The following is a 26,137-nucleotide window of genomic DNA, read 5'->3' as shown; positions in this document are numbered from 1 at the left end:
CAATAATAATTAGAATTAAATCTTAAAAGTTATTAACATTTTATACCTATATTTCAAGCAGTTAACACTTTCAAAGTAAGAAATATTATATATTTATATTTAATCCCACTAATAGAGAAATCTAGACCATACAGTCCTTTCAGCTAGAATTTTACTATAAAAAGCGCATCAATAAAAATATAGGAAAATTACTATTATAAAAAACCTTAGCTTACCAACTCATGAAAACAACCAAACAAAACATAGGGCTCTTTTTAGGACCACTTTTATTTATTGGCATTAAATTATTCTTTCATCCTGCAGGTTTGGATGCTTCCGCCAATGCGATTTTAGCTTCAACCGCTTGGATTGCTGTTTGGTGGATTACCGAGGCTATTTCCATATCAGTCACGGCCTTATTACCCATTGTTTTGTTCCCATTGTCCGGTGGTATTTCCATAAGTGAAACCACAGCGTCTTATGGTCATAAATACATTTTCCTCTTTCTGGGCGGTTTTATACTCGCCATTGCTATTGAAAAATGGAACTTGCACAAACGCATTGCCTTAAATATCATTAAATTGGTGGGCACTAATGTTAGCCGAATTATTCTTGGGTTTATGATAGCGACGGCTTTGTTATCCATGTGGATTTCCAATACCGCAACAGCTGTTATGATTTTGCCTGTAGGTATTGCTATTGTATTACAACTTCAGGATAATCCGAATACCAAAGCCAACGAAAATCTAATCTTCGGAAAAGCATTGATGTTGGCCATTGCCTATAGCGCTTCCATTGGAGGTATGGCCACCCTTATTGGAACGCCTCCAAATTTGGTTTTGGCTGGTGTAGTAGAAAGCACCTATCATACCGAAATCACTTTTTCACAATGGTTTATGTTTGGGTTTCCCATCAGTATAGTGCTGTTGTTGATATGTTGGTTTTACCTCACCCGATTCGCTTTTAAGTTTGAGCAAAAAGAGTTTCCTGGCGGCCGAAAAGAAATTGAAAAACAACTGAAAGCTTTAGGTAACATCTCTTATGAAGAGAAAGCGGTCTTGGTGGTATTTATTTGCGCTGTCATAGCATGGATCTCTCGTTCGTTTGTACTTTCTAAATGGTTACCTGCCATTGATGATACCATTATAGCCATTATGGCGGCCTTGGTGTTGTTTTTAATTCCTAATCGTAAAAAAATCGATGCGCTTATTTCATGGACTGACGCCGTAAAATTACCTTGGGGCATTTTATTGCTCTTTGGTGGCGGCATGGCCTTGGCAACCGGTTTTGAAACTAGTGGATTGGCAGCATGGCTTGGGAATCAATTAACCTCGTTGATTGGCGTTTCCGTTTTTATATTACTATTGGTATTGATTGCTTCCGTCAACTTTTTAACCGAAATCACCTCCAATATGGCTACGACGGCGATGCTTTTACCTGTATTGGTGGCCTTGGCTGCCGTACTCAATATTCACCCTTATATATTACTGGTTAGTGCCACCTTAGCCGCTTCTTGCGCGTTTATGCTACCTGTGGCTACTCCGCCTAATGCTGTGGTCTTTGGCTCGGGCTATTTGAAAATTGAAGATATGGTGCGGAAAGGGATTTGGATGAATGTGATATCGATTATTCTGGTGACCTTAATTGTGTATTTTATTCTGCCTTTGGTTTGGGATTTGGGGTAGGTTCCCCTTTGTCCTCAGTCTTCAGTGGTCAGTGTTCGGTGTTCAGTATGCAGTGAAAAGTGTGAAGTGAAAAGTGAAAAGTGTGAAGTGAAAAGTGTAAAGTGTGAAGTATAAAGTGTGAAGTATGAAGTGTGAAGTTTTCAGTGTTCGTAGGTAGCGGTCAGTCCTCAGTCTTCTGTCTTCTGTCTTCCGTCTTCCGTCCTCATGTACATCCCTGAATAGAGTTGACCGTCTTCCATCATCCATCAACCATCAACCATCAACCATCAACCATCAACAACATAAAGTAAAAAATGCAGTTCGTAATATATTATTTGGAAGTCAGTTTTCATCACCCAGTCTCACCTCTCATCACTCACCTCTCATAACTCCCCTCTCATAACTCCCCTCTCACCCACTCCCTTTTACCGCTTTCGATTACGATTCGTCGGACAGCTACGACAGCGCGACATATAGGTTAGCGAAAATTCGTAAACGCCATTGGTATTTCCAATTTTTGAAATATTGGCATCATAGGACAAGCCGAATCTAAAATAGGTATATTCCAAACCAAGAAATCCATTTAGTGAGGTGACCAAATGACTGTTATTATCATTTCGGGCTGGATTTGTAGCCGCAGTAACTCCCAACAAAAACTGATTCACTTGAAACAAGGTCCCAACATCCAAACGGTTATACTGGCCTTGTTGCATATAGTTAGCCGTCAGCATCATATGATAGTCAACCATAAACGGAAACCGATAATTCCCATGGATGGAATAGAATATATCCAACGGCACATTCCCATCTCTTAAAAAGGAAATATTTGGTCGGTTGAGGTGTTTGGCTGAAATCCCAAACCAATAGGTGTCACCATTATAACCCTGTTTTTCAAATACAAATCCTGACGACACATCAAAAAAGAATACATTTTCGGTATTGCCACTAAAGGGATCTACAGACACTGGTGCAATCGCTCCTGTATTAATATTAATTTGATCGGCAAGCGTCAAGCTATTAAACCCGATATCCTTAAACCCAAAGCCCACTTCCAGCGCTGGTCTAAAAAACCATCCGCCATTAAGATTCACACGATGCATATAATTGACATTCGCCTGATAAAAATTATAATTGCTAAAGGATTCATTTTGCCAGAGCGCACTAAACCCTATGCCGGAACCTGAACTATTTCGGCTTTCGTAGGATTTATTGATATAGAAATATTGTGTGCTCACCCTTAAATCCAAATTGGGCCATTGTGTGCGCGTTAGAATGCCGGCACTAATTCGGTCATTATCCTCAAATCCGGAAAACCCAGGGTTTATGGTTTCTTGTATATAGTTGGATTGTGTGAATATAGGGTCTTGGGCCATGGCATTTAACCCTAATAAAACCGCTATAAAAATGGTGATCTGTGTTCTAATTGTCATGTTGGTTTTATTTGATAAATACAAAAGCGCCTTGTTGTTTAACGTCGTTTCCGTAAAAGGTCTTGGCTGTAAACGTGTAATAGTAATTACCGTTTTCGGCATCTTCATCCTTTACTTTACCGTCCCAACCTCTAATAGCATCGCCAGTTTCATTATAAATGAGGCTTCCCCAAGTGTCATACACATTCATTTCTAGAGTGTTGAGCCCAATGGAAACAGGCCCGAAGAAATCATTAATACCATCTTCGTTTGGTGTAAAGGCATCTGGCATTATCAATTTATAGCCTTCCTCAATGATGAGCGTTATTGTGCTTTCATACACACATCCATAAGGATAGGTGACGGTTTGTTTTACCACATAACTACCAGGTGTAAAATAGGTATGAAATGGATTCTCTTCTCCTGAAAAACTGCCATCGTCAAAGTCCCAAAGGATGGTTTGGTAATTTCCTGTTGCTGTATTGATGAATTCAATAGGATCTTGAATGGCATAAACACCATAGTTTAAATAGCCAAAGGACGTGGTTTCGAAATCGGCATCGCCTAAAATGGTTAATTCCACATTAAAGGTGTAATTGGTTGAACAGCCAAAACTATCCGTCACCTCTAAAACCACTAAACCATTTTCGTCAGTCGTCATAAATTCATTATTAAGGCCACTAACGGTTCCGCTAGACCAATTATATTGAAATGGTGGCACACCTCCACTTGCGATGGCCACAAAAGTCTGTTCTATAGTTTGCGTATCACAATTTACATCCACTTGTTCATCAACATTTAAAACCAAAGGTTCAAAACGGGTCACCTCCCAACTGCCTTCAATCATACAACCATTGGCGTCCGTTACCGTGGCGATATAGGTGTTTGGAGGAACGTCTATTAAATCTTCCGTTAGCGCTCCATTGGACCAAAACACATCAAAAGGCGGCGTACCACCTTGTATCAGCAAATTAAGCGCTCCGCTATTGGCATCTTCACAATCCAAAGCATTGGTAATGGTTGCAGAAACCGCTAATGGCAAAAGCGTATTAATGGTAAAACTTTCTTGAATAACGCAAGGCACACCATCCGTTATGGTAACCGTATAGGTTCCAGGGGCTAAATTATTTCGTTCTGTACCCGCTGTGGCATCATCGTCCCAAACAAGCGTTACAGGATCAATGCCACCGACAAAATTCAAGGTGATACTCGCATCATTTTCGCCGGCACAAGACATTTGTGTGATTTCAGGATCAATTAAAAACACAGGAGGTTCATCGATTACCACAGGGAACTGCCGTTCACAATTTTCAGCATCTGTTATGGTAATGGTATAAGTCCCACCAGATAAATTCGTCTGACTATTTCCAGTCCCTAAATTACTCCAAGCGATGTTGTAAGGCGCCACACCTCCTGAAATTGAATTAATCGTTATGGAGCCATCATTATCGCCATAGCACAAAATTTGGTTCACACTAAGATCTATTTCTATCTGGTCATTTTGAAGGATTTCTACTTCCAAAGTATCTGTACAGCCTGAATTATCCGTAACCGTAAGATTATAAATTCCTGCAATTAAGGTATCAATATTCTGATTTGTACTTGAAAAACTATTCGGTCCAGACCAAACAAAACTATAATCGGTTCGGCCACCTATGACATTTACATTTATTAGTCCTGTGGCATCCTCAAAACATAGCACATCAATTTTAGAATCTAGCGTGACTTGCAGTTCATCTGGCTCTTGGATGTCGAAGCTCATTTGTATGGGACCACAATTATTAGCATCGGTCACTGAAATTGTATAAATACCAGGTCCTAAATCCGTTAAATCCTCATCCGCAGAAAATGGTGCTCCACCTAGAGTCCAGGTGTAGGCATAAGGAGGCGTGCCTCCAGAAATATCGATTCCTATGTTCCCATCATCCGCATCAAAACATGAAATGGTTTCTGGATCAAAATCCACGCTACTGAATGTGAGTTCATCAGGTTCGGTAATCGTTATTATTTCTGAATACGGACAACCACCATCATCTTCAACATTCAAGGTATAATCACCAGCTTCAAGATTAAAAATATCTTCGTCATTACTCATGAAACCATTAGGTCCTGACCAAGTGATGTTATATGCATTTCCTGTTGTAAAAGGCACGCCACCAACAATGCTGATGTCTATGGATGCCGTATTGACTTGATAACATAAATTCTGGGTTACGGAAGACATTACAGAAATGGAAGGATTAACCGTTACCACCACTTCAAAATCCAACCCTGGACAGTTTCCTGAGATTGGCGTTACCGTATACGTTACCGTCGCTGGACTCGTAGTTGTATTCTCTAAAAATTGAGAAACCGTAGCTATTGGTGTCAATTGTTCCGTTGCCCCTGTAATGCTTCCTGCAGGACTCACTACTGGAGTGGTCCATGTATATAATGTATTTAAAGGCACAATATCACCTGTATTTGTTGTATCTGGTACAAACTCAAAAGTATTTCCGCTACAAATCAAAGCCGTTGAATCATCAATAAAAGGCGTTTCATTCACTATAATTTCAGCTGTATTGGATATGATTTCGGTACAACCGCCAGAACTGAAGGTAATAATCACATAATAATATAAGGTTCCTGTCACATTAACCTCAGGATTATACGTATCTGCTGTTGCGCCTGTAATAGGCGTTCCGGTTGTGGTATCATTGGCAGGATTGAGATACCATTGGTAGGTCGCTGTTCCTGTCCCGTTCGTATAAGCTACATGCAATGCAGCCGTAGTTTCTCCGATGCATAATTCATCTGAAATAGGTTGTGCGCTAAATTGTGCGCCAGCGCTAATTTCAACCTCAGCAATAGCGCTTGTAACTTCACAGCCTGACACATCTTGTGTAATGATACAGTAATAATAAAGTGTTCCGACGCTAGTTCCTAGAGGTGTATAGGTACTTGAAATTGCTCCTGCTATTGGTGTTCCAGAGGTTGTATTGTTTGAAGTATTCTCATACCATTGATAGGATAGTGTACCTAAACCACCTGAAACCGTTACTTCTAAATCCTGAACTGTTGAATTCTGACATAAACTTTGAAAATCTAAGGGTTGTGCCGTTACCACAGGATCATTAACGACCTCAATTTCTGATACGTCACTTATAAGCATTGAACAGCCATTGGACACAAAAGAGATTTCAACATAATAATAAAAAGTACCAACTGTATTAAAAGAAGGTGGTGTATAACTTGAAGCTGTAGCACCCGAAATCATGGTACCACCAGAATTACTGTTCGTGGAATTGCTAAACCACTGATATGAAGCCGTTCCTGATCCTCCAGAAACGCTAACCGACAGCGCTTCTGAATTTCCTCCCTCACAAATCGATTGTGTATTTAATGGTTGTGTATCGATTTGAGGTGCACTGGCAACTTCAATTTCTGCGGTATCAGATATAATTTCGTTACAACCTCCAGAAGAAAATGTAATAATAACGTAATAATAAGTGATGCCAACCGTAGCTGTTGGTGGCGAAAATGTTGCTGAGGTTGCGCCTGCAATTGCGGTTCCTGATGTGGTATTATCAACCGTGTTTTCATACCATTGATAAACTGGAGTTCCCGTGCCTTGGTAAGCCACTGATAAATCAGCTGTGGTCCCATTTTGGCAAACACCATCTGATATCGGCTGCATCGTTATCAAAGGCGCAGGTTCTACAACAATACTAAAATCGATTGGCATGCCTTCGCATCCATCAATCTCTGGTGTCACTGTATATTCTAAGGTTATTTGATTTGTGGTCGTATTAATTATGGTTTGCACAGGAATGGGGCTGGCCGTTCCGCTTGGGATATAACCTGTAAGACCTGCAGGCGTATTGGACACCCAACTAAATGTGGTGCTGGTGTCATCTGAAGTCAGATTGATAGCTGTTGTGGATGCCCCTGAACAAATGGTTTGGGACGTATCCGTATTTGTAATGGTAGGAGAATTGTTAATAGAAAACATTTCTGTTTCCGTAGTTGTTCCACAACCATTGGTTATACTGAAGGTGATGGTATAATCTCCGACGGTTGTATATTCAACGATTCCAGGATCCAATTGATCTGAAGTGGCCGGCGAACCTCCAGGAAACGACCAGCTATAGGTTACAGTATCTGAAGCAGGTGCACAGGTATCAACTACGGCAACTGGATTAAACGTAAGCGAACCACAAGCATCTTCTATAGGATCTATTGTTACGGTTGGTGGCTGTTTTACTTCTATAAATTGAGAGGTTGAAAAGTCGCCACATGAATTAGTAGCTGTCATGACGAGTTCGTAAGTCCCTGCAGTGTCAAATTGAAATGAAGGATTCTTTGAATTTTCGTCTGTACCGTTTGTAAAACTCCACGATTCAGACGTGCCACAGAATTCAGCAGTGTAGATGACTTCCCATAAATAGGTTGGTACTATACAACTGACAGATTCATCTGTAGAGTTTGTCGTGGTAATGGCTAATGGCGAACAGCCTTCATCTACATTTGTTGTAAAAGCTGGGTTTAGCGGTCCTTCGATACATATTTCTTGGGTAACTGGATCTGTTTCACCGCAATAATTTTCAGCATATAATGATATGGTATAGGTTCCCGAAGCTGTGTAGGTATGCACAGGTTCAAATACCGTATATGTGGTCCCATCTCCCATATCCCAAAACCAGTTGGCATCCGTTGAACAGTTAATATTGAATCCGCTTGTAGATGTGTTGGTAATTGGAACATTCACATTTATACACGCACTTTCGTCAATATCAAAACTCACGTCTGGTCTTTTATATATCGTAATAGGTCCTGCCGTTAAATTAGACGTTCCGCAAGACGTAATAATATCTAAAAGGATGGTATAACTGAAGTTTGGACAATTAGATTCCGTATAGGTGTGAGGAATAGGGAAATTGTCCGATGCAGCCGGATTAGCACTATTGTAGTATATTGAAGATTCTAAATCGTCTTGAGTTAAAATAAATGATGTACCATCACCAAAATCAATGTCATATAATGTATCAGGTGGATTTTCTCCCCAAGTACTAATTTTAAATTCCAATGGACCTACAGGTAAACATAAATCAACAGTGCCTCCTGGTGTTACTATTCCACCAGTAGGGTTGCTAGAGTTACTTACAAGATAAGTTTTATTTGTCGTACAACCATTTGCGCCTGTTGCACTAATTACCATATTAAATGAGCCTAAGGTGAGATACGTATGATCAATTGGAAATGTTATATCATTTTCTGAATTTCCGTCACCCCAATTTATCGAATAGGAAGTGACACAAACATCTGAATTTGAATCGTTCTCAACAGTAATGGCATATTCTACAGTAGAAGCATTACAGTTTTGGAATGGAGTCCCAAAATTTGCATCTGGGTCAATAAAATTAATGGAAGGTCTTCGTTTTATAGTTATGGTTTCGGAAGTTGTGCTTACCTCTCCATTGTCATCGGTTACAGTAAGGGTTACGTTTCGGGTTTGCGTTCCACATCCTAATTCTTGAAATACATGATTTGGGTTGGCCTGCGTAGAAGTATCACCATCTCCAAAATTCCAAAGATATTCAAAAGGAGCATCGCCTGTTACTGTAGAGGTAAAAGACACCGTTTGACCCGAACAAACGTCATCATTATTAAAAACAAAACTCACATCTGGTGGTGCGGTATAAGTTCCGATGTTTTTAGTCGCCATGGTTTTATTTAAAGCGATAGCAGAACTAATGATAAGGAAAAAAACAATTAAAAAGTGGATGTGTTTAGTATGCTTCATAATACAATAATGAGCTTGCAATTGGTTGGTTAATTCTTAGTAGCTTTAATTGTATTAGCTATTAAGTTTTTGCGCAGAACACCATATAAAAGCCCAATGCTAAACAGCAGACCATATTGAATTTTCCCCATAAATATGTAATAGCTAATTACTTAAAGATTTTCAAAATAGTTAAATTCTTGTCAATCTAAACTTGAAAATTTTATCTTTTCGACAAGATTATACTTATACTCCTTGAATTGCACATTACAATTCAAAAAACGAGATGATTTTGTAAAATTCTTCTTTTAAATCTATATTTAAAATACCCAATACAAGGTATTTTGATACCTTTAAAACAATTATAACCTACACGTACATAATCAATTAAATTTTGAAATTATGCCTCTACAAGATCTTCAGCAATCCGATTATAGAATTCGTAAGCTTATTGGTTCATTAGGTTTAGCCCTCCCTATTTTGCTTCCTATAGCTTCCAACCAATTTTTGGCTTCTATTAGTCATTACTATTATTCGACATTATCCTCTTTATTGTTTATAATTATACTGTCGGCCTTTGGGTTGTTTTTAATTTCCTATAAAGGCTATAAAAAGGATATTGAAACCGAAACTATTAGTGACGACTTTTTAACCAACATCGGTGGATTTGCCGCTTTAATTGTCGTTTTTATACCTACGGCTTGCGAAGAAAGCATGAGCACTTACATTACGCTACTTTGTGAAAATGATAATTTACCGCTCTTTGGTCATAACAATTCAACGTTAGGCACTATTCATTTGGTAAGCGCAGGAATTTTTATCTTCTGTATGGGTTGGATGTCGAAATATAAATTTACCAGAGGGCGTAATACCAAATTCAACACCTTATATAGACGTTGTGGAAATATGGTGTTTATTGCTGTAGCACTTATTATTGTTTGTATCCTTCTAGAAAAAACAGATATTGATTTTTTCATCAACAATTATTACGTTTTTATTTTCGAAACCGTTGCTGTCATTGCTTTTGGTATTTCTTGGTTAGTAAAAGGTAAAGCCATTGAAAATATTGTGGCCTTTAAAAACGAGGTCGTGGGCACATCGGAAAATGATAAAACCGATATCACATAAGATTTAAAAATCTAATTCCGAATAGCCACTGAAAGCTATTCAAATTTTAGTATCCCACGCTTTGGATAGGAAAGCCTTTTCTATAAAATTAGCCGCTTTATAACAAGATGATTGATTAGTCATTTCAATTTATCGTTGTATTTAAAACTATAAATTTTTACACAATAATGCATTTAATCCGATTTATTTGCATTTTATAGATATTTTATATATGTTTGTCAGGTAATTTAGTCCCAAACTAAAAAAACCCTACTTATGAGAGCTCCAACCAATCTTGCTCAAAGACTGTATATATTATATAGTGTATTCTTTTTGTTCACAAGCTTCTCGTTTGCCCAAAATCCTGTTGACACAACTAATGCTTTTAACAGTATTAATTCAAGCACAACTTTAGATGGAAAATTCCAACTTTATTTTGATGGTGTAGATGATTATGTAGAAGATGAATCCTTATTAAGCGGATGGCCAGAAGTTTCACTAATGGGTTGGATAAAAATTGATCCGACAGGTACGGGAAATCAAATCCTATTTGGACAAGATAATTTCTACTTTAGAATAGGTGGCAACAGACGCTTATCGATCAGAGCAAATAACACAAGTTTAATATTAAATGTTGGATTACCTCCAAATCAATGGGTTCATATTGGTGCCACTTACAGTGACACATCCAATAGTCTTAAACTTTATGTTAACGGAGAAGAAGTCAGCCAAACAACTATCGATGGCGCTTTAGTTACCGATACCACACCTTTTTCTATTGGTAGAAAATATGAAGGACCAGATCATTGGCACTTTAAAGGTCGTATGGATGAGGTGCGACTATTTAACCAAGCGCTGACAACTGATGAAATTCAAAAAGTAGTCTATCAAGAAATTGAGAACAATGGAAATATTCGCGGTTCGGAAATCCCAAGAGACATCCACAATCTTTCTTGGTCCAATCTAATTAAATATTACCGCTTTGATAATTACAGAGGACTTGTAACAGATAACTTCACCACACCAGACATAGATGCTTTGACAGGAGCAACGCTTCACAACATGGCTCTAGCTCAAATTGAACCACAATCCGCACCACTGCCATTCATTACACAAAGTAGTGGAAATCTTCCTACGTCACTAACCAATTCCATTGCTGGTATTAACGGAAATGATGCCGTTACTTACGATTGGTCTATTGTAAGGATTAGGCACAATGATGTTACTTTCAATAATAGGCAAAAGCATTTAGGTTTATTTATTAATGAAACCGACAGCAATTCAAATCCCATAGAATATCATATTACGGATGACTCCGAACTTAACGTGTCTTGGTATTTAAAACTCGATGGTTTTATTGATCTCGAAGGCGAATCGCAATTGGTACAAGGCGACGATAGTATACTGGATGCTACGAGTATCGGTAAAATTGAATGCGACCAACAAGGCACAGCAGATACTTTTACATATAATTATTGGTCTTCTCCCGTGAAAATTCAAAATTTGACATCCAATAGTTTTAGAATTAGGGATGTGATGAGAGACGGTTCAGATCCTGATAACCCTGTTGCTATCAACTTTTCATCATCTGGATATAATGGTGCAGCCACCACTCCAATAAAGATTGCCGATTATTGGATTTGGAAATACGCTAATTATGCCTCTGGAACCTATTCAGCTTGGCAACATTTGAGACGAACAGGCACTATTCTTCCAGGAGAAGGGTTTACCATGAAAGGGCCAGGAACAGGTGAAATAGGTCAACGACAAAACTACGTTTTTGAAGGCCTTCCTAATAATGGTGATATCAATCTCATCTTGGCAACCGATAGCGATTATCTGGTTGGAAACCCGTATCCATCAGCAATAGATGCCGATCAATTCATTAAAGATAACGGTCCTGAAATGGGCTACGACAACAGACCCTTAGTAGGTTCTGAGCCTTTAATAAGTGGTACACTTTATTTCTGGGAACATTGGGGCGGAGGGTCGCACATGCTACAAGATTATCAAGGTGGTTATTCCACATATAACCTTTCTGGCGCTGTCAAAGCCGCTTACAAAAGTAGCCTTAATCCAACTAATGCACCAGATGGCTTTCTCACCAAACGCCCAGGACGCTATATTCCTGTTGGTCAAGGCTTTTTTGTTACAGGAAATGACTCAGGCGTTATAAATTTCAATAACAGACAACGTGTTTTTAAAAGAGAAAATAGTGCCTCTGTATTTATGCGCAATTCTGTTAATACGGCTTCTGAAAACAATCAAGAATCCGAAGACCAAACCATGGAGGAAGACCTTCGAATGAAATTCAGAATAGGCTTCAAATCTGTTAACACCATTCGTCGTCAACTCTTATTAACCATTGACGAAAACACTACACCAGATGCCGATTGGGCTTATGATGGCGAAATAAATGAAAATCAAATTGATGACATGTATTGGCTCATAAACGATGACGCCTATATAATTCAAGCGAGCAATGAAGCCGAAATCTCTGCGGTTTATCCATTGGGAATTAAAACGGACACCGATGGTATCAACACCATTATGATTGAAGCTTTAGAACATGTTCCAGATGATCTGAATGTTTATTTACACGACATCGATTTAGATCTCTATCATGATTTGAGAGCGAGTAATTATGACATTTTCTTAAATGCTGGCCAATATCATAATCGTTTTGAAATTACATTTGGTACGCCTGAACAAATATTAGGCATAGAAGATCAAACTTCCAATAGCATTGCTGTTTTGTACTCTCATCAACTTGAAAAAATTGTGGTCATCAATCCCAACCAAGTTGAATTAAAATCCATGACGTTGTTCAATATGTTGGGACAATCCGTTTACAGCATTGATAAATTAGAACACCGTAATTACTCCGAATACAACATACATAATCTTAGTGCAGGAACATATATTGTCAAGTTACAAACCGCAACAGATGCTGCCATAAGTAAAAAAATAATAATGAATTAGTTGATTGTTTTTAGTTAGTGAATAGAAAGTCTCAGTTTCTCATATTGGCTGAGACTTTCTTTATTGGAGATGTTTCAGTGTTCAGTGTTCGGTGTTCAGTGTTCAGTGGTCAGTGTTCGGTTGGCAGTTGGCAGTTGGCAGTTGGCAGTAAGAAGTATAAAGTTCTTTCAACTGAACTACATTACTTCTTTATGCCTTTTTCTCTTTTTCGTGAAGTTTGTGTTATTGGTTTTAGATAGCGTCTAGTATTAGTCTTCGGTCTTCGGTCTTCTGTACTTTCTCACCTCTCACCCCTCACCTCTCACCCCTAAAAACCTAATTCCCCAACAACTCCACCAACGCAGAAAACTCAACTTTATGCTGTTCGCCCGACGCCATATTTTTTAAAGCAAAGACACCAGATTTCAATTCTTCTTCTCCAACCAAAACCACGAAAGGAATGTTACGACGGTTGGCGTAATTCATCTGTTTTTTCATTTTAGCTGCATCGGGATACAATTCTGCTTTGACACCTGCTTGTCTCAATTTAGTAACGGCTTGCAAACATGCCATCGCTTCGTTCTCTCCAAAATTGATAAAGATCACTTTAGTTGATTCTGCTATGGTCGCTGGAAATAAATCTAATTCTTCCAAGACCAAATAAATACGATCCAGTCCAAAACTGATTCCAACGCCACTCATATCCTTTAGACCAAAAATTCCTGTCAAATCATCATAGCGACCGCCTCCACCAATCGAGCCCATATTTACGCCTTCTGGTGCTGAGACTTCAAAAATGGCGCCTGTATAATAGTTTAGGCCTCTTGCTAAAGTCACGTCTAATTGTAAGGTTGCTGTTTTAAGTTTTAAGTTTGAAATTGCCGTATTTATAAATTCGAGTTCTTCAATGCCTTTTAATCCGATTTCAGATGAACTCAGAATTGATTTTAAACTCTCAATTTGTTCTCCGAAACCGCCTTTAAGCGTGAACAATGGTTGCAGCTTGGAAATACCTTCTTCGGAAATCCCTTTGCTTCGCATTTCTTCTTTTACCTTCTCCTCGCCTATTTTATCGAGCTTATCTAAAGCGACTGTAAAATCAATCAATTTGTCTTGTGCTCCAATCACTTCAGCGATACCAGAAAGGATTTTGCGATTGTTGATTTTGATGGTCACTCCTTCTAATTTTAAGGCTGAAAACACCGCGTCATAAAGTTGAATAAATTCCACTTCTTGAAACAAAGATTTTGAACCGACCACATCCGCATCACATTGAAAGAATTCTCTAAATCGTCCTTTTTGCGGACGGTCTGCACGCCAAACCGGTTGAATTTGGTAACGTTTGAAGGGGAATTCAATTTCGTTTTGGTGTTGTACGACGTAACGTGCGAAAGGAACTGTGAGATCGTATCGAAGGGCTTTTTCACTTATATAATTACCAACATATTTATTTCCAAGTTGAAAATAAAAATCACCATGAATCATATTGGATAATATAGCTCGATTATGTGCATCATCAATCATTAACATAGCTTTAAGCTTTTCATGTTTTAAAACTATTTCACGAATCCTGAACCAAATATCCTTAGTTAAGTTTTCAAGATTTATTTGACTTTCATCAAATTTGATATTTTTTAGTGATCTCAAAATGTTTGGAAACTTCTTTATAAAATTGACTTCAAACTTATTGATATCAAAATTTTCATCTTCTCGAATTCCGATGCCTAGATTAAAAACAGCTGTATTTATGGTTTTTATTAGATTTTCATTAAAACTTCTCAAGAAATCTCCACTATTCAAAATCTTAAAAATCAAGCGATCGCCTTCATCACCATATTTTCCCATTAAGGTGTCTGAGTTTTCAAAACTAGGCGTTTCAATCGGTTGAAATCCATAGACCTGAAACTGTTCCTTTATCGTTTCCATGATATAAGAACGCTTCGCGACTTCTTCTGCGTTAAAATCTCTTGTGCCTTTTGGTATGCTTGGTTTTTGTGCCATATTATTTCCCGTGAAAACGGTCCCGAAACTTCGGGATTTTTTAATGAAACTTTATTTAAAAATTGAACTCAACTGTCATATTGAGCCTGGTCACTGGGCGAAGTCAAAGTACAGTCGACTAACTATAAATTCTGTACCTAAGCACTTCGACTACGCTCAGTGTGACATATACTTAGGAACTGCAAAGTTCCTAAGTATATGTCACAAAAATATTATAATTTTTAGAGGTCTGACTAAGATAATTGGATTTTATAGTAACTTTATCGTGTTTAGGTAGTCTTATGTTTTTAAACCACCCAATTAACTTGAAATAAAACTATGTTTTCATTAGCTAGAGAGAATATTAGAATTGCCTTCGATTCTATAAAAAGTCAATTGCTACGTACCATTTTAACGATTTTAATTATCGCCATTGGTATTATGGCCTTGGTTGGCATTTTGAGTGGTGTATCTGCTCTAGAAAATACCATTACCAGTAATTTCTCATCCATGGGTTCGAATACCTTTAATTTTCAACGTTATGAATTCACCAACCAACGCCAAAGCAGTCGAGAACGCCAAAAAATAAATCCAATAATCGACTACCGAAATGTGAAGGATTTTCAGGATAATTATAACTTTCCATTTACAAAAGTGGCCGTATCGTTCACAGGAACGATGACTGCCGAAGTTAAATACGACAACCAAAAAACAGATCCCGAAGTTGGTGTGTTTGGCACCAATGAATTTTACATTGAAAACTCAGGATTGGAAATTGAAAACGGCCGTTCCCTAAATGTATTTGATGTTGACAATAGCAATGCGGTTTGTGTGATTGGAAGCGATTTGCAAAAAGCATTGTTTCCTGTTGAAAATCCCGTTGGGAAAACCATCAGCATTCGCGGCGCTAAATTTAAGGTGGTTGGCGTACTGAAGGAAAAGGGTTCAACGTTTGGTAACAATCAAGATTTGCGTGTGTTTATGCCCATTCAAAAAGCGCGTTCCATGTTTACCAACCCAAATATAAACTACAGTTTGAGTGTAAAAGTCGACAAAAACGATATGCTGGAAGCTGCACAGGAAGATGCCATCTTAACATTCCGAAATATTAGAGGCCTTAATCCTATTGAAGATAATGATTTTGGTATTGAGCGTAGTGAAGATTTGATTAATCAAGTGGCTCAAAACACACTTGCTTTATATTGGGCTGCCTGGATTATTAGTGTCGTCACCATTTTTGGATCTACTATTGCTTTGATGAATATTATGCTAGTTTCTGTTAGTGAACGCACACGAGAAATCGGTGTGCGTAAAGCTTTAGGAGCAAAGCGAAAAACCATAGCATTTCAGTTCTTTATGGAAACCATAATCATTGGTCAACTCGGTGGTATCCTCGGAATTATACTAGGCATACTAATGGGCTGGGGAATTTCAAAAGGGTTTGAACTTGAATTTTCCACACCTTGGTTTGCTATGTTTTGCGCAACTACCATTGCGTTTGTGGTGGCCATATTATCTGGACTATTTCCTGCAATTAAAGCCGCTAAATTAGATCCTATAGAGAGTTTGCGGTATGAATAACAAGAATTCCTTTGGAAAAAGGAATCTACGAATGAGTATTAATAATATTCTTGTTTGCTAAATTTAATTACCAATCATCCTCATCTTCATTTAAAATTTTCTTAATAGTTTGTTGAAAAGAATCAATATTGTTTTCAACATCATCGAACAACAAATTTTTATCCTTATTTAATTTCTTTTTATGATATTGATCTAATGATATTTTAGGTACATCTAATAGGATTTTTGTAGTTGACCAAATACCGGTAAATCCTGTTGAAGAATTATGATTTGCGAAACCGAAAGTACTGATTTTAATATTCAGAGGAACAAGAAAAAAATTTGTTGCCTTAAATTTTATTCTCCCTTCTTTTATATTGGATTTTTAAATCATAGAGACAATTATACTCATCTGTTTTATAAAAAATTAATGCGTGTTTTCTTAAACGCACTTCAAATTTTCCAACGGCATATATCTCGTTTTCATCTTGATACAATAAAGAGTAATCTGATATTTTTAATGTTTTTACTAGCCTTTTATGCAGTTCTTTACTTGACATACCTTCAAATTCGAGAATTTCTTCAAAATAGACACTCTCGTTTTCATCAAGTTTATAACTTTTGTCTTGTGCTGACAATCCTGCAAGACTATTGATGATCATATTCCAGTATTAATCCAGATTTAATTAATTATTATGAAATAGTAAAAGTTATAAATTTAATTCTACTAACTTAAACGGACTTAATTTTTTCATTTTTAATGTTCATTTTGTCTTGATACAAAACGAACCAAAAAATCAGTTTGAAATGAGGAATTTTCTATTCCTTAACAGGAATAAAAACCAAAAATAAAATCTAAATTTTCTCCAAGGCTTCAAAAATTCTTTACGATTTTATTTTTATATTCTGCATTTCAAAGGTCAATGAAACATTGATAGAGGACTTGAGTTTTCTACTTAAAGACTTATAAATCCAAAAGATATTTACTTATTTTCCGTCTTCCGTCTTCCGTCTTTTTCCATTCTTCTTACTCTTCTCCTTACCCCTTCACCAAATTAGCAAAATACTCAAACAACTCGCCTTTAGTAATATTTGCACCTGACTGGATCATTTTGAAAATATCGAGATGCTTGTCATCAGAATACTCTTTTTTCGCATTAAAGAACTCCACAGAATCCGATAGTAAATTATCCCGTAACCAATTGAAACCTTCTTTGGTTGTCAAATCTACAGTTTCCTTATCTATTCTTAAGGCAATTAATCGCATGTGTTTTTCATTGCATTGAAAAAGATGGATTTGTTGAGGCGAAATATGTTCTAGATATTCAACCTTGCCCAAAACACCAAGCCAAACTAAATCACTGAATACATCCAATTCTTGTTCCGCTACTTCTGGTTTGTTCTTCTTTATGTCTTCCCACTCATCAGCTGTAATGGATTGTGTGGCTAAAAAATTGATGAATTCTTGGTGTAATTCTTCAAATTGTTCTTTTGTTAATCTTGAATATTTCATGTTTAGTAAATTATTCTTTTTAAAATTAATTAATGGCTTTAAAAGCTTCAAAAGGTCTATCGGTTGCTATGATGTCAGCACCATTTGCTTTCCATTCGCGGTATAACTTGTCTCCTCTTGCTTCTGCACGTTTATCTAAGTTGCCCAAAGTTCCCAGCATACAAACCACATTATTATGATGTAATCGCTTAAAAAGTGATGCCTCTGATAATTTTGTTCCTGTAAACGCCAACATATTTCGCAATGGTATTTCTGTTTTTAAGAGTCGGTCAAATTCATCATTATTTCTCGCTGCAACGGAAATTAATAACTCTGGTGCTAATTTATAAGCTGATTTTGCCTGTTCAATATCATAGGTGATAATGATACTGATATCTTCGGCTTTTGCTTCTCTAATTGTATTTATAACCGTTTCCTGACGCACACTTTTTTTGATATCTATGGTCAGAATTACGTTCTCGTTTTTACACGATGCTAATACTTCAGAAAATAACGGAATTTTAAACGCTGTTTCATTTCCAAAATCGTCCACTAAATTAAACGTTTTCAATTCATTATAAGTTAACTCGCTTACTTTTCCGCTTCCTGTTGTGGTTCTATCAATAGAGTTATCATGTAACAATACCAGTTCACCATCTTTGGTTTGTGCCACATCAATTTCATATATGGCATCGATACTGTCGTTAATATATTCTAGGGTTTCCAAGCAATTCTCTGGATAATTAACTAGTCCTTTTCCTCCACGATGTACGCTAATATTTGGATAATCGGCATGTGAGGGCTTGAAAAGTTCAAGAAGTCTGGACGCTTCAACTTCGGATGTTGCGTGTTGTGGTTTTGTTTGTTTACAACCAACAATAGTGCAAATTGTGATAATTAAAAGTAGGTGTTTCATTTGGGGAAGTTTAATGACCTATTCAGGTTGAGTAAGTTCTAAAGAACTACATCCGTTACCTTAATTTTATTTGTAAAAAAAAAGTTAATAAAAAAACCGCTTAGAAAACTAAACGGCTTTTAAAAATGATCTTATTTAAGATTATGCTTCAGCAATAACATCAAAAGTTAAATTTTCTGTTACGGATCTGTGCAATCTAATTGTAGCTTCATACTGACCTAAACGCTTAATGTTACCACCTGTAATAGCGATAAATTTCTTGTCAACTTCATGACCAGCGTCTTTAAGTGCAGCAGCCAAATCCAATTTGGTAATAGAACCAAATAACTTGTCTCCAGCAGTAGCACCTGTACCAGCTTTAGCGGTAATTTTAATATCTAAACCTTTTAAAGCTTCAGCAGTTTTTTCAGCCTCAGCAATAATCGTTTTTTCTTTGTATTCTCTTTGCTTCAACGTTTCTGCCAATACTTTCTTAGCAGAAGACGTAGCCATTACGGCTTGTCCTTGAGGGATTAAAAAGTTTCTACCATAACCGTTCTTAACAGATACAATATCGTCTTTAAATCCTAAATTATCAACGTCTTGTTTTAATATAAGTTCCATTGTTATGATATTTTATTTTAATAAATCAGCAACGTATGGCATTAAGGCTAAATGTCTAGCTCTTTTTACGGCCACAGATACTTTTCTTTGATACTTTAAAGACGTTCCTGTTAAACGTCTTGGTAATAATTTACCTTGTTCATTTACAAAACCTAATAACCAATCTGCATCTTTATAATCTACATACTTGATTCCAGATTTTTGAAAACGACAATATTTTTTAGTCTTGGACGTCTCAATATTTAATGGTGTTAAATATCTGATTTCGCCATCCTTTTTTCCTTTTGCTTGTTGTTCTATTGATGACATAATTACGCTTTTGCTTTTGCTTTAACTTTCAATTTTTCTCTTCTTCTCTCAGCCCATGAAATCGCATGTTTGTCTAATTTCACAGTTAAGTAACGCATAAAACGCTCATCACGTCTAAACTCTAGCTCTAAAGGTTCGATAACCTCACCAGCAACCTGGTATTCGAATAAATGGTAAAAACCACTCTTTTTGTTTTGGATTGGATAAGCTAACTTTTTTAGTCCCCAATCTTCTTTGGCAATCATCTTAGCACCTTTAGATACGAGCATATCCTCGTATTTCTTTACTGTCTCCTTTATCTGATCGTCAGATAAAACGGGATTTAAGATGAAAACAGTTTCATAATGATTCATAATAAATTATTTTGTTTATTGTTAAAAACGGCTGCAAAAATACACATTTATTCTATATTTGCCAACGCTTTTTTAAAGTAAAATAAGTATTATTTCTACCTCCTAAAAATTATGTTAAATTTTACGGTTTGTCGGTAATATTTGTTTTTTAACCGAATTTATCGTACTATTGTCGATATCTTAACCTAAAAATATATAATGTTATGACTTTAAACTGTGTAGTTGTTGATGATTCCGCGATTCAGCGCCTCTCTATAGTAAAGTTAATTGAGAACCATTCTTCACTTAACCTTATTGCAGAGTACAGTAGTGCGTTAGAAACAAAAAACGGTCTTAATACCCATAAAGTAGATCTTATCTTCTTAGATATAGAGATGCCTGTATTAAACGGATTTGAATTACTAGATGTACTCAACAACAAACCCCAAATTATTTTTGTTACCGGTAAAACCGAATATGCTTTCAAAGCATTTAATTATGATGCCACCGATTATCTTCAAAAACCAATCACTAAAGAACGTTTTAATACTGCCGTAGAAAAAGCTATCGAGCAGCACAAACTGAAACTGGACTTTAACGAAACTGACGGTGAGCATATCTTTGTAAAAAGTAACCTTAAAAAACGTAAGGTTTATATTAAGGATATTAAATGGATCGAAGCCCTTGGCGATTACGTAAAAGTGGTTACAGAAGAAAACAGCTTGGTCGTTTTATCTACGATGAAAGCTTTTGAACAAGAGTTACCCGAAGGTAAATTTTTAAGAATCCACAAATCCTACATTGTGAACCTTGATAAAATTGACCGATTTAACAGTAAAAATGTTGAAGTTGGTGCTTATGAAATTCCATTGAGTCGAAATAAAAAGACACAATTAGTAGATGCTTTGAATAATATGTAGAACATTACCTCTATATATAAAGCATTACATTATAATTTTAAAGAATCCTGAGCAATCGCTTGGGATTTTTTTTGGTTTCATACCTAAAGGAGAAAAACTACAAGACAAACTTTAGTTTAGTAATTGAAATTACTCACTAAATCAAACATTTTACTCTCAAGACATTTGAATATTCTTAACATTACTTATAAATCTTTCAGACTTAAAAGATTTAAATCCGGTAAGCTTTCGGAACTGATAAGTCTAAATCCTATGATAGTTTTATGCTCTTTTTGAGATCGCTCAGGATAATCATCAAAATTCATTGGAATTAGTTCAACCCATAATTTTATATATCTATGATTTCAGACCTGCTAGGTTTGAAAAACCTGCAAGGCCTACTCTTTTAATAGTTGTCCACATTTAAAATTACTCTCACAGACCTAAAATCCTTTACTGCATTAAAACTATTATCTATTTTCTGAATCGCTTCCTTTGTTCTTACCAAGGATTGCTTTTGCGGAATCTTAACGAGAATATTTTTATGGTATAAATTTCGGATTCGAGATACTGGTGGAAATTCCGGTCCTAAAACATTCGTTTTAAACAATTGCTTTAATGATTTGGCATACCAATCTGCGGCCAAATTCACACGATTATAGTCTTTGTGCTTGAACGTTATTTTTATCAATCTGAAAATTGGCGGATATTTATAATTGTAGCGTTCATTCATTTGTTCGGCAAACATTTCCTTATAAGAATTTGTAGAAACTTGTTGCAAAATATTATGATGCGGATTGTAGGTCTGAATTAAAACTTTTCCTCTTAAATCTGTTCGTCCCGCTCTACCCGAGACTTGTGCCATGAGTTGATAACTGCGTTCGTGTGCTCTAAAATCAGGAAAGTTGAGTAAGTTGTCTGCGTTCATAATGCCCACTAATTTTACGAATCTAAAATCCAATCCCTTGGTCAGCATTTGAGTACCCACTAAAATATCAACTTCGCGTTGCTCAAAACTGTTTATAATTTTCTCGAAACCGTATTTTCCCCTTGTGGTATCTAAATCCATTCGTGCGACTTTCTTTTCTGGAAATAACACTTTTACCTCTTCTTCAATCTGCTCGGTTCCAAAGCCCTTAGTGTCTAAAGTAGAATTACCACAACCTTGACAGCTCTTTAACATGGCAGAATTATAACCACAATAATGACAACGCAATTGGTCGCGATATTGATGATAAGTTAAACTCACATCACAATTGGGACATTGAGGTGATGTGCCACAAGTGGTGCATTCTATAATGGGTGAAAATCCTCGTCTATTTTGAAACAATATAATCTGAAAACCTTCTTCTAAAGTTTCCGTCATTTCTTCTATGAGTCGGTCGCTAAAATGGCCTTTCATGCGTTTGCGTTTGTACTTATCTGCCAAATCCACCAATTCAATATATGGCATAAGCACGTTGTTATAGCGCGTGTTTAATTCTACCAAACCATATTTACCTTGGGTGGCATTAAAATAACTTTCCAAACTTGGTGTTGCAGACCCTAAAAGGGTTTTTGCTTTGAATAAATTCGCCAAAACAATAGCTGCATCCCTTGCATGGTAACGTGGTGCAGGATCAAATTGTTTATAGGATTGCTCGTGTTCTTCATCAACGATGATTAAGCCTAAATTTGTAAATGGCAATAACAAAGACGAACGTGCTCCGATGATGACCTGCGCTTTTTCGGAATTCGAAAGCATATTCTGCCAAACCTCTACCCTTTCGTTTCCTGAATATCGGGAATGAAACACCGCCACTTTCTCACCAAAATAATCTTGAAGCCGTTGCACTAATTGTGTGGTCAAAGCTATTTCCGGTAACAGATATAAGACCTGTTTTCCTATTTCCAGTTGTTTTTGGATCAGTTGCACATAAATCTCTGTTTTACCAGAAGATGTTACACCATGCAATAAGGCAACCGATTTTTCTTCAAAAATAGCCGTAACCTCATTGTAAGCTTGCTGCTGTGCGTCACTTAAATGTTTGGCATCCGAATCACCTTCACCCTCAAATTGAATACGATCGGTTTGGATGTGGTATTCTTCTAAAATGGCCTTGTCAATTAATGTTTTAACAATACTAGAAGAGGCGCCACTTCGTTCCGTTAGTTCTGAAACTTTTATGGGTTGTTTTAACGAGGCTTCCATGGTAAATAAGGTCAATACCACTTCACGCTGTTTTGGAGCTCGGCTTAGTTCCTCTAATAGCTCTTGAAGTTTTTCTTGGGACTTATGGTTGTGGTGCAACTTTACATAGCGCACTAATTTTGGGGTGTATTTTTCGTAAAGTTCTTCCTGTAAATTTAGAACCCCTTTTTTTACCAAATTATTGATAATTGGCAATACACGTTTTTTATCTAAAATGGAAACGACATCATTAATTTTTAAAGATGACTGATGTTGCAAAGCTTCATAAATCAAGAATTCTTCGTCCTTTAATTCTGAATCTTTTATATTTATTTTTTCGTTTTTAGAAATTATAGTTTCACTTTCCAATAAAAACGCATTTGGCATGGCAGCTCGCATCACTTCTCCCAAACTACACATGTAATAATCGGCAATCCATTCCCAATGCTTCAACTGCATTTCTGAAATCACAGGAGCTTCATCCAATATTTGATGAATAGTTTTAGCTTCATAAGCCGTTGGTGGGTTTTGATGAATGCTATAGACCAAAGCCGTATAAATTTTACTTTTCCCAAAAGGCACAGCCACTCGAATTCCAGGTTTCAGGAATTCAGCTTCGGCTGCCGTAATATGATACGTAAAGGCTTTTTGAAGCGGAATTGGTAGAATAACGTCTATAAAATGTAGCATACTCCAAAAGTAATGCCTTTAAATAAAAAAACCATCTCGATTGGAGATGGTTTTTCAACACTTAAAAAAAATCAACTCATTATTGTTTTACAATTTTATATGTTGCTTTTTCGTTTTGGGATGCTAATCTTAAGATGTAAGTTCCTGCTTCTAAATTTTGTAAATTTATTGTTCTTAAATCTTCTGTTGAAGTGTAAACTTCCCTGCCTGTGATATCAAATACTGCTATATTACTGAATACTATATTTTTAGAGACTTCAAGGTTAATGGTATTGGTAAATGGGTTAGGGTTAACGCTTACTGTTTTGTATAGATTGTCTTCGAGACCTAAGCCAGGACCTATCTCATCAAGGGTAGTTGTAATAGACCATTTTCCGTTTGAATCCTTTACTCTTACAAAAAGTGTATCTATTTCACTTATATCTTCATAAACACCAGGCGGATAGGATACATTAAAATTCCAAGTGCCATCATCTTCAGGAACATCAATACTCAATAAATTATTACTACCGAACCCAGAATCCGATTCATATACAAAAAAGTATTCAATCTCTACAATGTTCGTCTCAGGGTTTAAATACACCTCTATGTTTTTTCTGAATGTATGACTCCAATTTCCATATGAATCCTGTACCCTTCCATATAACTTATGATAACCTAAGCTAACAGTTTCAAGTATTTGAGCAGAAAATTGTTGCATAATATCTCCTTCCTCTGGGTTGATATTAAAAGTTTCAGCCGTTCCAAACATGGGATCTTGATCAATAAAATACTCACCTAAAACGATATTGTTCTCAACCACAGGTGCAAACACTTGAATTTGCTTTCTTATGGTTTGACTCCAGTTTCCATTTTCATCTTTAGCCCGAATATAGAGTTTATGATATCCAAGAGAAGTAGAGGAAGGAATGTCTGCTAAAATGGTTTCAGTAATATCTATATCAGGCGAGGTAATATCCATAACCGTGTTCATGCCAAAACCGTTATCCGTATCTAAAAAATATTCTATTTGGATCGTATTGGATTGCGCATTTATACACATCGCTATTGCCAAATAAATGGCAGTTAAAATAATCTGTTTCATAACAAATTAATTATTTGTTCTTGCTTGGATGGTTACAGGCAGACCTGTTCCTGCTTCCGAAACTCCTGTTGTAGTTACTTCGTAAACCACAGGGATTGCGCCAAGCCCAGAAAGGTTGTAACGGTTGCCTGGAACTATACCTCCAAAAGCTCCACGTTCAGTACCATCACTACCAACCACATTAAACGTAGAATCTGATTGTAATTGATAATTACCATCGGTTGTATCATCTGCCACAAATAAGGTTGCCATGTTTGGGACCCATTCATTATTTGCAGTACCACTAAAAACACTAGAAAGGGAGACCGTATTAAACTGTACGTTATTGTTTGTGCCACTATTTATAATGGCAGTAATTCCTGGAGCTCTTAAAATGTTATTTTGAAACGAACCTGCATTGAATTCTAAATTTAATTCGTTTGCTGGACCGTTAAAAATATTGTTATTGCATTCTAGAAGAGTGCCTATAAAAAAATTGTTTCTCCATATCAGTGTTTTTTCGCAGATGTTGTTATTAAATATTACATCTTGTGGAGGAACAAAGTTGGTCGAAACACCAAGTGACAGTGCGTTGCTATCTAAAGTATTACTGAAAAAATTTTGAAGAATGTAAAAACCTGACAATTGAGTGTCAAAATCAATGTCGCGTGCAATTCTGCAACGTTTGATAGTTATTTCATTGACATTTAAATAAATTGTACCCGTACTAGTTGAACCATTATTAAGCACGTTCATCCCAATGACCTGAGAAAATTCCGAGCCACTTTCAAATGAAATCCAACCGATTTTTGCATCGTATGTATTATTGGAAACATTTGGGTTTTCGGTTAAAAAATATCCAGGTCCAATAATTACCAACTGTTTTGTAATTGTCGCATTGTCGTAATCTATAGTAGAACCTTCAATGTGTAATGTATCGCCATCAATTACATTTGGATAAGCAACTGCTTCGTCAATTTTACTAAATACGGGAAAACTTGTTGTACCACCATAATTATCACCAAATAAGGTAACACCGTCATAATTAGATTGGTTGTTGACTCTCCAAGTAGTTTGGGAATTTACCAGTGTGGAAAATAAAAGTGCAGTACATATTACTGCAATGTTTGAAAATAATTGTTTTTTTTTCATAATTGTTGGTTTTAAAAGATTAATTAATAGCTAAATAAAATGTATTTTTAATAGTGTTACAATACCTATTTCTAGGTATTTATATAGTTT

Annotated in this window: 17 protein-coding genes; 5 read left to right on the top strand and 12 right to left on the bottom strand. The window is 36.5% G+C overall.

The window, feature by feature from the left end:
* Positions 1-221 precede the first annotated feature (221 nt).
* Positions 222-1,664: an SLC13 family permease gene (locus HM987_RS06825; RefSeq protein ID WP_179006438.1), complete on the top strand. Its 1,443-nt coding sequence runs from the start codon at positions 222-224 to the stop codon at positions 1,662-1,664.
* A 404-nt stretch (positions 1,665-2,068) separates the two neighbouring features.
* Here HM987_RS06825 and HM987_RS06820 read toward each other — a convergent pair whose 3' ends face one another.
* Entirely contained in the window at positions 2,069-3,073 is a 1,005-nt protein-coding gene (locus HM987_RS06820; RefSeq protein WP_179006436.1) for a PorP/SprF family type IX secretion system membrane protein, read from the bottom strand.
* A gap of 7 nt (positions 3,074-3,080) precedes the next feature.
* The gene (locus HM987_RS06815; RefSeq protein ID WP_179006434.1) at positions 3,081-8,756 is read right to left on the bottom strand and encodes a PKD domain-containing protein; all 5,676 of its coding nucleotides are present in this window, start codon (positions 8,754-8,756) and stop codon (positions 3,081-3,083) included.
* A 459-nt stretch (positions 8,757-9,215) separates the two neighbouring features.
* Here HM987_RS06815 and HM987_RS06810 point away from each other — a divergent pair, with 459 nt between their 5' ends.
* Positions 9,216-9,941, top strand: coding sequence for a hypothetical protein (locus HM987_RS06810; RefSeq protein WP_179006432.1), 726 nt, complete (start codon positions 9,216-9,218; stop codon positions 9,939-9,941).
* Between the two features lie 255 nt (positions 9,942-10,196).
* Entirely contained in the window at positions 10,197-12,902 is a 2,706-nt protein-coding gene (locus tag HM987_RS06805) for a LamG-like jellyroll fold domain-containing protein (protein WP_179006429.1), read from the top strand.
* 315 nt (positions 12,903-13,217) lie between these two features.
* On the opposite strand, the gene hisS is transcribed toward HM987_RS06805, so the two are convergent.
* On the bottom strand, positions 13,218-14,882 hold the full coding sequence (gene hisS / locus HM987_RS06800; protein ID WP_179006427.1) for a histidine--tRNA ligase: 1,665 nt from the start codon (positions 14,880-14,882) through the stop codon (positions 13,218-13,220).
* A 318-nt stretch (positions 14,883-15,200) separates the two neighbouring features.
* Between hisS and HM987_RS06795 the strand changes: the two genes are divergently transcribed.
* Positions 15,201-16,442: an ABC transporter permease gene (locus HM987_RS06795; protein ID WP_179006425.1), complete on the top strand. Its 1,242-nt coding sequence runs from the start codon at positions 15,201-15,203 to the stop codon at positions 16,440-16,442.
* Between the two features lie 329 nt (positions 16,443-16,771).
* On the opposite strand, the gene HM987_RS06790 is transcribed toward HM987_RS06795, so the two are convergent.
* The 6 genes from HM987_RS06790 to rpsF all read right to left on the bottom strand — a co-directional run bounded on the left by HM987_RS06790 (position 16,772) and on the right by rpsF (position 20,094).
* Entirely contained in the window at positions 16,772-17,083 is a 312-nt protein-coding gene (locus HM987_RS06790) for a hypothetical protein (protein WP_179006423.1), read from the bottom strand.
* A 377-nt stretch (positions 17,084-17,460) separates the two neighbouring features.
* The gene (locus tag HM987_RS06785; protein WP_179006421.1) at positions 17,461-17,934 is read right to left on the bottom strand and encodes a DUF6495 family protein; all 474 of its coding nucleotides are present in this window, start codon (positions 17,932-17,934) and stop codon (positions 17,461-17,463) included.
* A gap of 25 nt (positions 17,935-17,959) precedes the next feature.
* Entirely contained in the window at positions 17,960-18,829 is an 870-nt protein-coding gene (locus HM987_RS06780; protein WP_179006418.1) for a glycerophosphodiester phosphodiesterase family protein, read from the bottom strand.
* A 141-nt stretch (positions 18,830-18,970) separates the two neighbouring features.
* Positions 18,971-19,432 (bottom strand): 50S ribosomal protein L9, encoded by a 462-nt coding sequence (gene rplI, locus HM987_RS06775; protein ID WP_178989052.1) that lies wholly within the window; start codon positions 19,430-19,432, stop codon positions 18,971-18,973.
* A gap of 12 nt (positions 19,433-19,444) precedes the next feature.
* Positions 19,445-19,744, bottom strand: coding sequence for a 30S ribosomal protein S18 (rpsR, locus tag HM987_RS06770; RefSeq protein ID WP_173280593.1), 300 nt, complete (start codon positions 19,742-19,744; stop codon positions 19,445-19,447).
* Positions 19,744-20,094, bottom strand: a complete 351-nt coding sequence (gene rpsF / locus HM987_RS06765; RefSeq protein ID WP_179006416.1) for a 30S ribosomal protein S6 — start codon at positions 20,092-20,094, stop codon at positions 19,744-19,746. Before rpsF ends, rpsR begins: the two co-directional genes overlap by 1 nt.
* A 203-nt stretch (positions 20,095-20,297) precedes the next feature.
* Here rpsF and HM987_RS06760 point away from each other — a divergent pair, with 203 nt between their 5' ends.
* The gene (locus HM987_RS06760) at positions 20,298-20,993 is read left to right on the top strand and encodes a LytR/AlgR family response regulator transcription factor (RefSeq protein WP_008271090.1); all 696 of its coding nucleotides are present in this window, start codon (positions 20,298-20,300) and stop codon (positions 20,991-20,993) included.
* Between the two features lie 385 nt (positions 20,994-21,378).
* Here HM987_RS06760 and priA read toward each other — a convergent pair whose 3' ends face one another.
* The 3 genes from priA to HM987_RS06745 all read right to left on the bottom strand — a co-directional run bounded on the left by priA (position 21,379) and on the right by HM987_RS06745 (position 26,047).
* Positions 21,379-23,832 carry a replication restart helicase PriA gene (gene priA, locus HM987_RS06755; protein WP_179006414.1) on the bottom strand — a complete coding sequence of 818 codons (2,454 nt, stop codon included), beginning with the start codon at positions 23,830-23,832 and terminating at the stop codon, positions 21,379-21,381.
* 79 nt (positions 23,833-23,911) lie between these two features.
* Positions 23,912-24,916, bottom strand: coding sequence for a T9SS type A sorting domain-containing protein (locus HM987_RS06750; RefSeq protein ID WP_179006412.1), 1,005 nt, complete (start codon positions 24,914-24,916; stop codon positions 23,912-23,914).
* Between the two features lie 6 nt (positions 24,917-24,922).
* Positions 24,923-26,047, bottom strand: a complete 1,125-nt coding sequence (locus tag HM987_RS06745; RefSeq protein WP_179006410.1) for a hypothetical protein — start codon at positions 26,045-26,047, stop codon at positions 24,923-24,925.
* Between the last annotated feature and the right edge of the window lie 90 nt (positions 26,048-26,137).

Source organism: Winogradskyella forsetii, from assembly GCF_013394595.1.
Taxonomy (GTDB): Bacteria; Bacteroidota; Bacteroidia; order Flavobacteriales; family Flavobacteriaceae; genus Winogradskyella; species Winogradskyella forsetii.
The sequence above is the reverse complement of the archived record's forward strand: the minus strand, read 5'-3'. Positions and strand labels throughout refer to the sequence as shown.